The organism is Ensifer adhaerens, assembly GCF_020035535.1.
Taxonomy (GTDB): Bacteria; Pseudomonadota; Alphaproteobacteria; order Rhizobiales; family Rhizobiaceae; genus Ensifer.
This window is the reverse complement of sequence record NZ_CP083350.1, coordinates 1,712,853-1,725,130: the sequence shown is the minus strand read 5'-3', so window position 1 is coordinate 1,725,130 and position 12,278 is coordinate 1,712,853. Positions and strand designations below refer to the sequence as shown.

Below are 12,278 nucleotides of genomic sequence, written 5' to 3'. Positions count from 1 at the left end.
GCGACCGTGTTTACTGCGCCTTCTCCACCTGGCCGCGGATCTCGCCGTCGGGGAATTTCGCCGTGTGGATGTTGAGATACCATTTTCCGCCTTGCAGATCGGCGAGCTGCTGATCGGTAAGCTCGGCAGAGCCCGACTTCATCGATGTCGAGATGTCGACGACCGGATCGGCTTTCTCGCCCGCGGCTGCCGGGCCGTGGAAATGCGCGGCGGTCGCGTCTCCCGACAGGCCCGTGGCGGTCACCGTCCAGGTCGCCTTCTTCGTCGTCGTGTCGACGGTGAGTTCGCCGGTGCCCTTGCCCGCGCTTTCGTTGGGCGGCACCTCACCCGATCCCGTCATATCCGCCTTGAACTTCAGGGTTTCGGCCGAAACGCCGCCGGCCGCCAGGATAGCAATGGCCGCGACGCCAGCCAGAAGGGAATTCTTGTGGATCGGTCGCATCTCGCATCCTCCAGAACAGGTGTTGAGCAGACCTTCCAACCCCGGAAACCGGTTTGGGTTCCGATTGCCGGACCCCAGACGGAATGTGGGCTCTATCGTTCTCGGAAATCCGGCACCTCAGGGCGCAGGTTTCGATGCCAGCGACGCCGTCACCAGGCGCTCGACATGCGCCGCATTCGGCGCGCCGCCAAAGAGGATTCGGTACATGATCGGCGCGACGACCCCGTCCATGACGGTCTCGACATCGGGAAAGACTTCGCCACGCTGCTCGGCGCGCTCGGCGATCGCCTCGATCTGTTGCCGGGTGAAGTTGCAGCACTGATAGGCGCCGGTTCCGTCCTGTGCTGCAAGCACGTCCCGGATCATTTCGCGGCCCGGCCCCGAGGACATTTCCTCGGCATATTGCTCGGCCCAGGCCATCAGGTCACTGCCGAAGCTTCCAGTGTCGACCGGCACCATGTCCGGCCGCAGCCGCTCGACCGCGACGTCGGCGAGCAGTTCCTGAAGGTCGCCCCAGCGACGATAGATCGTCGAAGGCGTGACACCCGCTTCCGCCGCGATCAGCGGCACCGTGACCTCGGTGCGCTCAAGCGTCGTCAGCAAGGTCTGCACGGCCTTGTGTACCGATGCCTGAACCCGGGCGCTTCGGCCGCCCGGTCGCGGACCTTCCCTTGTCGCCATTCGCTCCAACTCCGTCTTTCTCCGACCGATCGGCCGATGCTTCAGAAATTCTCACAGCAGCATAAAAGCAAATAATTTGCTTTTAGCGGAAAGCCCACCTACATCTGCCAAACGCAACGATTTAGCTTTAAGGGTGATATAGATGTCTTCCTCCTCCGAATCCAGAGAGAGCGCGCGCCCGGCAAATCCCATTGCCTTCTACGCCGTCACGCTCGCGACATTCTTCGGCGCGTCCTCGGCGCCAACCCCGCTCTACCGCTTCTATCAAGAGCACTTCGCCGCCAGCCCGGTGGAGATGACGGTCATTTTCGCGGTCTATGCCTTCGCACTTCTGGGAGCATTGCTGATCGTCGGCTCGATCTCGGATCATCTCGGGCGCAAGCCGGTGATTTTCGGAGCACTGATCGTCGAGATGGCCGCCATGGCGCTGTTCGTCCTTGCCGACGGAACCGGCTGGCTGATCGCGGCACGCATCGTGCAGGGGCTTGCGACCGGCGTTGCCGGCGCGTCGATCGGTGCGGCGCTCGTCGATGTCGATCACGCCAGAGGGCAGCTCGTGAACTCGCTCGCACCGTTGATCGGCCTTGCCGTCGGCGCGCTCGGCACCAGCGCGCTGATCCAGTACGGCCCGTTTCCGCTTCACCTCGTCTATGTGCTCCTCTTCGTCGGTTTCATAGCGCAGGCGGGGGCGATCTGGCTTATACCTGAAACCGGCGCGCGCCGTCCCGGCGCCCTGTCCTCGCTCATGCCACGGGTCGCCATTCCGCAGCGCGCCAAGCGGCCGCTGGCGCTGGTCACGCCCGTGAACATCGCGAACTGGGCGCTTGGTGGCTTTTATCTCTCGCTTGTCCCCTCGCTGGTCGCCGCCACCACGGGCAGCAAGAACCCGCTCACCGGGGGCGCGGTGGTCGCGGCGCTGATGACCGCCGGCGCGCTCGGCGTCTTCTTTCGCCGCGCCCGCGCCCCTCAGGCAAATCTGATGTTCGGCGTCTTGAGCACCACCCTTGGCATGCTAACCGTGGTTGCCGGAACGCACCTCGCCCATGTGCCGGTCCTGATCGTCGGCACGCTGGTAACCGGCGTGGGCTTCGGTACCAGCTTCCTCGCCACGATCGGCTCGGTCATGCCGCTGGCAAAGGCGGATGAGCGCGCCGGTCTGCTCACCACCATCTACATCCAGAGCTACCTGGCCTTCAGCCTTCCCGCGATCCTCGCAGGCTTTCTGGCAAAGGCGCTCGGCTACCAGCTGACGACCGACATTTACGCGGCAGCAATCATCGGCATCGGTATCCTGGGCCTCATTACCAGCCGGACGTCTCCGGAGAAAGAACCAAGCATGGCCTGACCAGCGGCTAAATCCGCACCCGCGAAAGCCACTCCTCCGTCGTCGTCACCTCCACCTGGACCGAGAAACGGCTGCCGAGGAGGTCGAGCGCGGCATTGTGTGTCTGATCGAGCGAACTGCAGACGGCATCCTTCAGCAGGATCACCCGGTAGCCAAGGTCGATCGCTCCGAGAGCGGTCGCCAGCACGCAGACGTCCGTTTCGCCACCCGTCACCACGACGGTTCCGACATCCTGATGGGCGAGCACGCTTTCGAGCTTGCCGCTCAACCAGGGCGAATAGGTGCGCTTGTCGAGAACGCGGGCAGGCGGCACCAGGCGCTGCAGGGGAGGAATGAGATCGACCAGACCCGGATCCAGCCGTGTAGCCGTCATCATTGGCCATTTTTCATAGTAGGGTCGCCACATGCCCGGCATTTCGGCCGGCGTGTGTGGGGGGACGAAGCGGGTAAAGACGGTGCGGTCAGGAACGCGGCTCGCAACCTCGACCACCTGATCAGAGATCGTCGCCATCCAGTCCGTCTGCCACGGCGTTTCCTCGTTGAACATTCGCTGCATGTCGACGCAAATATGAATCCAGCGTTCGGCGTTCATGATCACAATCCACCCGACACATTGGGCCGCCCGACGTATTCGGGTCCGACGAACAAACGCCGCGGGATGAAATGCGGTTCCTTATCCCGACGGTGCGCAATCGACGCATGCATCACCAGCCAAGCCCGGCCCCGGCCCTTCACGAGGGGCTCCCTTCGAAAAGGGCCTTGAGCGCCTCTACCAGTGCGGCACTGGCGAAGGGCTTGGAGAGGATTGGAGCCGCATGATGCGTTCCGCTCAGGGCCGTTTCGCCATAACCGCTCAAGATGAGAAAGGGGATCGATCTTTCATCGCAGGCGTCCGCGACCGGGAGCCCGCTATGCCCCTGGAGGTTCATATCCAGAACGACGGCATCGATTTTCGCCTCGTCCCGCAGAAGCCCCAATGCCTGCCCCACGGTGGGGGCTGGGCCGATCACTTCACCGCCGGCATCGAGCAACGTGTCCTCGATCGACATGGCCACCAGCATCTCGTCTTCGACGACAAGGATCCGGTGCCCCGCCAATATGCCAGACATGCTCACTCCCCCCTGTCGTCCATGCCGGCGTGCTTACCGTCGACGAAGTCCATCCCGATCGTGCAGCTGACACCCTCCGGCTCGAATCGGAGATCGACGGGATGCCCGAGTTCGTTGGCGAGGCCACGATTGAGAACGCGCAGCCCGAAACCCTGGCGGCGAGGGGGCGAAGCCGGTGGCCCGCCGCGCTCTTCCCATCGGACCGAACACACTCCGTCGCAATGCCACGAAAGTCCGACGCGGCCACCGGGGCTCGATAGAGAACCGTATTTGATCGCATTGGTCAGCAACTCGTTGAACGCCATCGAAAGGGCGAGCGCCTGTTTCGGGCTGATGCGGATCGCAGGTCCGTGGAGCGACACGCGCCCATCCTCGATCCAGGCTGCGAGTACCGCCTGAACGATGTCGTTCAGGTACACCGCCTGCCATGCCTCGCGGGTCAAGAGGTCGTGCGCCTTGGCAAGCGCAAGCAGTCGGCTATTGAAGGCTTCGGCAAACGCTTCTGGAGTATCCGCGCTTTTCAAACTCTGATCGGCAAGGGATTGCACGGTCGCAAGCGTGTTCTTCACACGATGATTGAGCTCGCCGATCAGCAGCTTCTGGCGCTTCTCCGCCCTGCGCTCCTCGGTTCGATCCCTGAAGATCTTGAGGTAGCGATCGGGTCCGCTCTCTTCGACTGGAAGCATGACGCCCGAACCCCAGAAACGGGATCCATCCTTGCAGTAGTGCCAGCGTTCGTTGGTTGCGCGGCCCTCTTCTCGCGCCTCTCGCATTTCCTGTTCGGGCACATCCGACGCGCGGTCTTGCGCGCTGAAGAAGATGCCGCCGGGCTGACCAAGAATCTCGGTGTCGCGATAGCCGAGAAGCCGTTCGGCGCCACTGTTCCAGCTCGCAATCCGCCCGGCACCGTCGAGGGTGATGATTGCGTACTCGCTGGCACTATCGAGGATGATCCGCAGCCGCTCATTGCTGCGGCGAAATCCCTCTTCGGCTCGCTGGTGCGCCTCCTCGATGCGCCTGCGCTCGATGCTGAAGCCCAGTTGCCGCGCGATGGTCAGGGAAAGGGCGGCTTCCTCCTCCGTGAAGACGTGCGGGACTTCCCGGTAGGTCATGAACTTTCCGATGACCACGCCGTTGGCAGTCAGGGGAATGAAGGCGAGCGCACGGATACCCTCCCCCCTGATGGTGTCCTTGAGCGCCTGGGATTCGTCGGCAAACTCGATATCGCTGACGAAGATGGGGGTGGCGTCGCGGTCGCCGGGCCGCCACGGCGAGTGACCATCGACGGCCCGTCGATAGCCCTCGGAAAGCCCGCGCGAGGCAACGAAACGCATCACCCCCGCATGGTCGAAGAGCAGGATCGAAGCGCGGCTGCAACGCAACGCCCGCTCGATCGCATCGAATGTGGCGTCGAATATGGCGGCGATCGAATTGGCGCGGTAGAGCGCATCCGTGAACTGGAACAGAGCCGCCAGCTCATCCGCCTTCTTGATCCAGGAGCTGTCGACGCCGGATGAGTTTTGCCTCATGTCTGCACCCCGATTCCCAGCGATAGGTCTGCCGGGATCGACCCCTTGCAAGGCTGCCACCACGAATCCGCTTGTGAGATGGGTCCCACGCCCGGTGGCCAAAAGAAAACAACTGTGGCGGGGCGCCTCGAATTCAAGCCCGGAGCGGCGGTCGACTGGGCAAATCACGGACAAGTGCAAAGAGTGGCCAGCGCGCGAGGACTGCCGATATCCGCAGCCAGCATCTTTGAATCTGCTCGAAGAATTGCACGCGGCGGCTCATGCTCCTTCTCAAGGTGCGCCGGACTGGTTCACCGGCAGGCTATGCAGCTTAGCGCGGGCGCTCACTTTGATACGAGCGACCCAGCACCGCTGAACGCCCGCGTCAGGGCGCCTCGACAAGCGACTTCAGCCGGCCGAGCGTCTTGTCCCAACCCTCTGCGATCGCCGCGAGGAACGCGCGCGCCTCCTCGATACGACGCGGATCGACAGCGTAGAGCACCTCCTTGCCGTGACGCTCGTGCACCACCAGCCGCGCCGCGACCAGCACCTGCAGGTGCTTCACGATCGCCTGCCGGGTGATTGCCTGCCCGTCGGAGAGCGCGGTTGCCGACAGGGCACCGGCCGCCAGAAGCCGCGTGACCAGCGCAAGGCGGGTCGTATCGCCCAGCGCCGCGAATACGCCCGCCAGGTCCCGCTCAGGCGTGTTCGACATGGCGCTTGATGTTTTCGATCTGGGCACTCCAGCCGCCGTCATTCATCAGAAAGGCGCGCTTGCGGCGATGCGTTGGCACCGCTTCGAAGCCGGATTCCGTGACCGTCACGCGCGTATCGCTACCAACCGGTTCCAGCCGGAATTCGACGAGCGTCGTCGGCTCCCGCACGGGATCGCATTCGGCATCGAGACCGTAGGGGATCCAACGGAAGCTGAAGAGCCGCGGCGCATCCATCGCCTCGACCGTGCAGAAGACCGCATTCGGCTCGGGCTGGCGGATCGGCGCCGGCTCAAGACCGATCGAGGCCTGATATTTGGCGATGTTTTCTTCCTTGAACTCTCCTTCGAAGGAGCCGGTTATGGACCGCCCGGGAGCAAAGGGCTCGTTCAGCCTTACACCGAACCACTGCCCGAATTCGGTGACATCGGTTATCGCCCGCCAGACACGCTCGATCGGCGCGCGCAGCAGGATTGCCTTTTCGATACGATCGAATGAGCTCATGTCGCTTTCCTTTCGTGCAACGATTTGGTTGCAGCATAGAGGCCATCGAAGGATGCGCAACCAAAACGTTGCACATTATGCTGACTGCCCCGACGCGGCGGCGGTACTCACTTCGTCGGCACAACCCGCCACACCTTGTTGCCGACATCGTCGGCGACGAGCAGCGCGCCGTCACGAGCGATCGCGACGCCGACCGGCCGCCCCAGCGCCCTGCCGTCATCGGTCAGGAAGCCGGTCAGGATATCCCGCGGCGGGCCCGCCGGTTTGCCGTTGGCGAAAGGCACGAAAATGACCTTGTAGCCGCTGCGCGGAACCCGGTTCCACGAGCCGTGCTGTCCCACGAAAGCGCCGTTCTTCATCTCCGGCCCGAACAGGTCGCCGGCATTGAAGGTCAGGCCGAGCGAGGCGGTATGCGGGCCGAGCGCATAGTCCGGCTTGATCGCGCGCCCCACCAGCTCGGGGTTCTGCGGCTTGACCCGTGGGTCGATATGCTGCCCGTACCAGCTGTAGGGCCAGCCGTAGAAGGCGCCATCCTTGACCGAGGTCATGTAATCGGGAACGAGATCGGGCCCGAGTTCGTCGCGTTCGTTGACGGCAACCCAGAGCGCGCCGCTATCCGGCTGCCACGAGAGGCCGTTGGGGTTGCGAAGTCCGGAGGCGAACTGCCGCATCTGCCGGGTGGAAAGGTCGATCTCGTGCACGGCGGCCCGTCCCGTTTCCTCGACCATGCCGTTTTCGCCGACATTGGAATTGGAGCCGACGGTGACATAGAGCTTGGTCCCGTCCGGGCTGGCGATGACGTCCTTCGTCCAATGGTAGTTGCGGCCCGCGGGCAGGTCGACGATCTTCTCGGCCGGCGCCGTAATCTCGGTCACACCTTGCCGATAGGGAAAGGCGACGATCGCGTCGGCGTTGGCGACGTAGAGCTTGCCGCCGATCAACGCCATGCCGAAAGGCGAATTGAGCCCGGTAATGAAGGGTGTCTTCGTTTCCGCCACACCGTCACCATCAGCGTCGCGCAGCAACGAAATGCGATTGGCGCTTTGGCTTCCGGCGCCTGCCCTGCCCTGGATGAGATGGGCAGCAAACGCGCGCACCGAAAAGCCGGGCTCGGGCTTTGGCGGCGCGTTGCTCTCGGCAACCAGCACATCGCCGTTCGGCAGTACATGCAGCCAGCGCGGATGGTCGAGGCCTCCCGCAAATTCCTTGACCGATAGTCCCTGCGCGGCTGTCGGCATCGTGCCCGGAGGCCAGGGCGTGGCCTCCGCGACATTCACGGACGGCACGAGCTCCACCTTTGGATCGACCAGAGCCGGATCAGAGCCATAGGTCTTTTCGATCGGCACCGTTGCCTGCTGTCGCGACAGGTAGGCGAAGCTCGCTCCGCCGGCGGCCAAAAGCACGCCGAAGATCAGAAGGACGACGAGAAGCTTTTTCATGCGGTTTCCTTCGATGTCCAAACCTAACGACAGCCGGCTACAGGCGTTCCAATCGCCGGAGGAAAAGTGCTGAAAAATTCACACGGAATCAACGTCGGCGGATCGTCTCCCGGAACGATTGATCGCGGATGCGGGACGACCACGATGAGCGTTGCTGCGCAATTGGCTGCCCGGCGCGAAGCGCCCTGTTGATGCGGCTGAAAAAGCGCTGGACGAACGCCGCTCGCTCAAGCTTTAACGGAGGCCGAGGAGAGCTCCTTCGGGGGCTGCAGTCTACCGATCGGAATACCATGCCAATTCATGAACTCGCCGCGCTTGGCGCCGCGACCTGCTGGGCGCTCACGGGGTTGATCTCGGCCGGGCCGGCCGGCCATCTTGGGGCACCTGCCTTCAACCGCCTCCGGCAGATCTTCGTCACAGGACTTTTGGCGATCTATGTGCTCTCCACCGGGACGTGGCGTGAGCTGGATGCCACAAGCGTCACACCGCTGCTCCTGTCAGGCTTGATCGGCATTTTCATTGGCGACACACTGCTCTTCGCTGCGCTCAACCGGCTCGGTCCGCGCCGCTCCGGCATCCTATTTGCCCTCAATGCGCCGATCGCTGCGTTTCTCGGCTGGCTGGTGCTCGGCGAAGCGCTTTCGCCCACAGCGGTTGGCGGCATCGCGCTCACGGCCACGGGCGTGTTCCTTGCCATTCTCTTCGGCAAGCGCCGGGCGCAGATGCATGAATGGGAAAAGATCAAGGGACCGCTTTGGATCGGCGTCCTGCTCGGCCTTGGCGCTGCCACCGGCCAGGCGATCGGCTCGATCATCGTCCGCCCGGTCATGGCCTCCGGCATCGATCCTTTTGTCGCCTCCATGCTGCGCGTCGGCATTGCCGCCTTCTGCCTGAGCATCCTGCTCCAGCTCCCCATTCCATCGGTCAAGCCGAGGGCGCCGCTGACCCTCAAGGTCGCGGCAATGACGGCGCTCACCGGGGTACTCGCTCTTGGCATGGGGATGACGCTGCTGCTCTTTGCGCTCTCCGGCGGCAAGGTGGGCATCGTATCGACGTTGTCCGCAACGTCGCCGGTCATGATCCTGCCGATGCTGTGGCTCAGGACAGGCGAACGCCCCGCCGCCGGCGCCTGGGCCGGCGCTGCCCTCGTCGTCTGCGGCATGGCGCTGATCTTCATTCGATAAGGCCTCGCGCCCCCTACCGAGGCGCATGCGAACACGGTGCGCGGCGGTGCGCTATCGCTCAACGCGACGACAACCCTTGCGGTCAGCGGATTTTGCGATGGCGCGCTCCGAATTCGCGGAGCATGGCGTCTCGATCCTTGATCATGCCATTGAATTTATTTTTATATTCTCAGCTTCGACCGCCGATGCTCAAGCGGTGGTAGCGAATCATTAACCATGATTAGATACCCACAGCCTCCTAAACCGCTGGCTGATTCGCGAGCGTTCGTTAGCATCGGCAGCATCCAATGCGAAAATCACCGCTCGCGGTCCACTCCCGACGTCTCGGCCTTTTCACGGCATTGGCCTCTTTCGCAATGACGATGCCCTCACTTGCCCAGTCCGTCTGGACAGGCAGTGCCGACAATGAATTCAGCAACGGCTCGAACTGGTCTCCCGGCTTGCCCGGCACCGGCGACGCTGCCGAAGTGGAAAATGGTTCGCCGCAAGTTACCGACGACGCTGAGATCCGCACGCTCTACGTCGACGGCGGCAACGTCACGATCTCCAATACCGGCGCGCTGACCGTCGCCAACGGTACTGCGATCAACACGGGCAGCGTCAGCATCAACGCCGGCGGCGCTCTGAACTCCAACGTCGATCTGAACGGCGGCAACCTTTCGGTCGACGGCGATCTCAACGGCAGACTGACGCTGAACAACGGAAACGTATCCGTAAACGGCACGCTCGGCAGCGCCGTCGTCGGTGCGACGACATCGCTCTCCAACAACGGGCAAGCCGGCGACCTCGACGTTTCCCAGGGCGGGACTTTCGTCAACAACAGCGGCGCCGAGGCCGGCGCCACCACCAATGCCGGGACCACGTCCAACGCCGGAACGATTGCCTCGCTGACGAACACGGCCGGAAATTTCACCAACAACACCGGCGGCACCGTCACCGGCAAGACGACCGTCTCGGGCGGAACCGTCACCAACAACTTCGTCGTGACCGACGCGGACGTCGCTGCCGCTGCCGCCTTCGTCAACAACAACGGCGCGACCGCCGGAAACATCAGGAACGCCGGCACCCTGTCAAACGCCGGCACCATCGCATCGGTCCGGAACGACGCCGGAAGCTTCACGAACAATTTTGGCGGAGAAGTCACCGGTGAAACGACGGTGACCGGCGGCAGCGTAACCAACAACGCGACGCTCGGTTCCGTCTCGGTCGGCCAAGGCGGTACGTTCGCAAACACCACCGGCGCCAAAGCCGGCGCGGTCACTAATGGCGGCGCCGCATCGAACGCAGGCACGATCGCCTCTCTGACGAATACGGCGGGCAACTTTGCCAACAATGCCGGCGGCACCATCACCAGGACGACGACGGTTGCCGGTGGATCCGTGACGAACAACTTCGTCGTGACCGACGTGGACGTCGCAGCGGCTGCCGCCTTCGTCAACAACAACGGCGCCATCGCCGGTAACGTCAGCAACGCCGGCACGGTCTCGAATGCCGGAACCATCGCGTCGCTGAATAACCGGGCCGGTCATTTCACCAACAATGGCGACGGCAAGGTCACCGGTATGACGACGGTCGCCGGCGGCACCGTCGTCAACAATGCCGTGCTCGGGGACGTGCAGGTCGGCGCCGAGGGCACGCTGACCAACAACAGCGGCTCCAGCGCCGGCAACGTGACCACGGCCGGCAAAGGCGCGAACGACGGAACGATCGCCTCGCTGAGCGTCAGCGACGGGCGGTTCGCCAACACCGGCACGATCAGCGGGACAGCAACGGTCAGCGGCGGTTTGCTGGTCAATGACGGCACGGTCGGCGGTCGGATCGACATCTATGACGGCGGCCTGCTCTCGGGCAGCGGCGTGGTCGGCGGTCTGACGGTCGGCGCAGGCGGCGTACTTTCCCCGGGCCCGGGCATTGCGGTCACCACGGTTAATGGAGACGTGACGTTCCGCTCCGGCTCGGTCTACCAGGTGGACGTGGACGCGGCCGGCCTTTCCGATCTTTTCGCCGCCTCCGGTGCAGTCACCATAGAGGGCGGCCGGCTGGACATCCTTGCCGGCACCGGCGGCCACGGCCCCGCAACCGACTACAGTATCCTGACCGCCAGCAGCGTCACCGGGACCTTCGAACAGGTGACAAGCAATTTCGCCTTCCTGTCGCCGACGCTGAGCTATGGCCCGACGAGCATCGATCTCCGGCTTGACCGCAACGCCGTTTCCTTCACCGAACTGGCGGAAACGGCAAACAGCCGGGCCGCGGCCGGGGCCATCGAAGCCCTGGGGCCAACGAACCCGCTTGCCCTGGCCGTGCTGTCGCTGGATGCCGGTACGGCCGGCCACGCCTTCGCGCAGTTGAATGGGGAAGTGCATGCCTCGCTGAAGAGCGAAGTGCTGTGGGAGAGCCGTTTTCCGCGGGAGGCAATACTCGACCACACGGCCGCCCCACGCACGAGCCGCAGCCAAAAACCGGACGACGGCGCGTTCTGGACCGCGGCCTATGGCGCAACGAACCGGCTATCCGGCGATGGCAACGCGGCAAGTGTCGACTCTCACACCGCCGGCGTGGTGTTCGGCGCTGACGCGGAGATCTCCAGCGAATGGCGTCTCGGCGGCATCCTCGGCTACAGCCATCTCACCATGCAGCCGCAAGCCACGGTCGATTCCTACCATGCCGGCCTCTATATCACCGGCGAAGCCGGGCCACTCGACCTCACGGGCGGCGCGGTCTATTCGCGCAATGAAGTCGCGACGCGGCGCGACATCGCCTTCGGGCAGTTCTCCGATCGGCTGCGAGCCGACTACGAGAGCGATACGGCGCAGGTCTTTGCGGATCTTTCCTGGACGCTGGAAGCCGACCCGCTCAAGCTGCAGCCTTTCGCAAACGTCGCCTATGTGCATCTCGATACCGATGCCTTCCGTGAAACCGGCGGCGCGGCCAAGTTCTCGTCGAGCGATGCCTCTGATGAACTGACCCTATCGACAATCGGCATTCGCTGGTGGGCCGACCTCCCAGCCGCCGAGATGCCGGTCGAACTCTCCGGCATGTTGGGTTGGCGACACGCCATCGGCGACCTGTCGCCCTCGGCTCGGCTCGCTTTTGCCGACCCCGGCTTTTTCACGATCGCCGGTGTGCCCTTGCCGCGCGATGCGCTGGTGGTGGAGGCCGGCCTTTCCGCCAGGATTTCGGAAACGGCCTGGCTGGCACTCACCTATGTCGGCGAATTTGCCGACGGCGTTCAGTCGAGCGCCGGACGGGCAAGTCTACTCGTAAACTTCTGAGCCGCGGCGCAGTTTCCTTACCGCCACCCCCCTGCTGCGTCGCGCTTGACGCCTCAGGCTCGGCAAGGGCATTCTCCA

The 12,278-nt window shown here is 63.8% G+C and carries 11 protein-coding genes; 3 read left to right on the top strand and 8 right to left on the bottom strand.

Features of this window, described 5'->3' with window-relative positions; all coding sequences use genetic code 11:
• Positions 1-10: 10 nt before the first annotated feature.
• Both LAC81_RS28160 and LAC81_RS28155 read right to left on the bottom strand, forming a co-directional pair.
• A complete protein-coding gene (locus LAC81_RS28160) occupies positions 11-442 on the bottom strand; it encodes a CHRD domain-containing protein (protein WP_223727985.1) in 432 nt (143 codons plus the stop codon).
• 117 nt (positions 443-559) lie between these two features.
• A complete protein-coding gene (locus tag LAC81_RS28155; protein ID WP_223727984.1) occupies positions 560-1,123 on the bottom strand; it encodes a TetR/AcrR family transcriptional regulator in 564 nt (187 codons plus the stop codon).
• A 142-nt stretch (positions 1,124-1,265) separates the two neighbouring features.
• On the opposite strand from LAC81_RS28155, the gene LAC81_RS28150 reads away from it, so the two are divergent.
• Entirely contained in the window at positions 1,266-2,468 is a 1,203-nt protein-coding gene (locus LAC81_RS28150) for an MFS transporter (protein WP_223727983.1), read from the top strand.
• Between the two features lie 7 nt (positions 2,469-2,475).
• Here the strand turns inward: LAC81_RS28150 and LAC81_RS28145 are convergent, their stop codons facing one another.
• From LAC81_RS28145 to LAC81_RS28120, 6 genes are all read right to left on the bottom strand, one after another.
• Positions 2,476-3,060, bottom strand: coding sequence for a cysteine hydrolase family protein (locus LAC81_RS28145; RefSeq protein ID WP_223727982.1), 585 nt, complete (start codon positions 3,058-3,060; stop codon positions 2,476-2,478).
• Positions 3,061-3,199: 139 nt separating this feature from the next.
• The gene (locus LAC81_RS28140) at positions 3,200-3,577 is read right to left on the bottom strand and encodes a response regulator (protein ID WP_223727981.1); all 378 of its coding nucleotides are present in this window, start codon (positions 3,575-3,577) and stop codon (positions 3,200-3,202) included.
• A gap of 2 nt (positions 3,578-3,579) precedes the next feature.
• A complete protein-coding gene (locus LAC81_RS28135; RefSeq protein ID WP_223727980.1) occupies positions 3,580-5,106 on the bottom strand; it encodes a sensor histidine kinase in 1,527 nt (508 codons plus the stop codon).
• A 364-nt stretch (positions 5,107-5,470) separates the two neighbouring features.
• Positions 5,471-5,827, bottom strand: coding sequence for an ArsR/SmtB family transcription factor (locus tag LAC81_RS28130; protein WP_223727979.1), 357 nt, complete (start codon positions 5,825-5,827; stop codon positions 5,471-5,473).
• Positions 5,784-6,302, bottom strand: a complete 519-nt coding sequence (locus LAC81_RS28125) for an SRPBCC family protein (protein ID WP_223727978.1) — start codon at positions 6,300-6,302, stop codon at positions 5,784-5,786. The genes LAC81_RS28130 and LAC81_RS28125 overlap by 44 nt, the downstream gene beginning before the upstream one ends.
• Before the next feature lie 107 nt (positions 6,303-6,409).
• Entirely contained in the window at positions 6,410-7,741 is a 1,332-nt protein-coding gene (locus LAC81_RS28120) for a PQQ-dependent sugar dehydrogenase (protein WP_223727977.1), read from the bottom strand.
• A 290-nt stretch (positions 7,742-8,031) separates the two neighbouring features.
• Between LAC81_RS28120 and LAC81_RS28115 the strand changes: the two genes are divergently transcribed.
• Both LAC81_RS28115 and LAC81_RS28110 read left to right on the top strand, forming a co-directional pair.
• Positions 8,032-8,925: a DMT family transporter gene (locus LAC81_RS28115; RefSeq protein ID WP_223727976.1), complete on the top strand. Its 894-nt coding sequence runs from the start codon at positions 8,032-8,034 to the stop codon at positions 8,923-8,925.
• Positions 8,926-9,281: 356 nt separating this feature from the next.
• Entirely contained in the window at positions 9,282-12,200 is a 2,919-nt protein-coding gene (locus LAC81_RS28110; RefSeq protein ID WP_223727975.1) for an autotransporter outer membrane beta-barrel domain-containing protein, read from the top strand.
• The last annotated feature ends 78 nt before the right edge of the window (positions 12,201-12,278 follow it).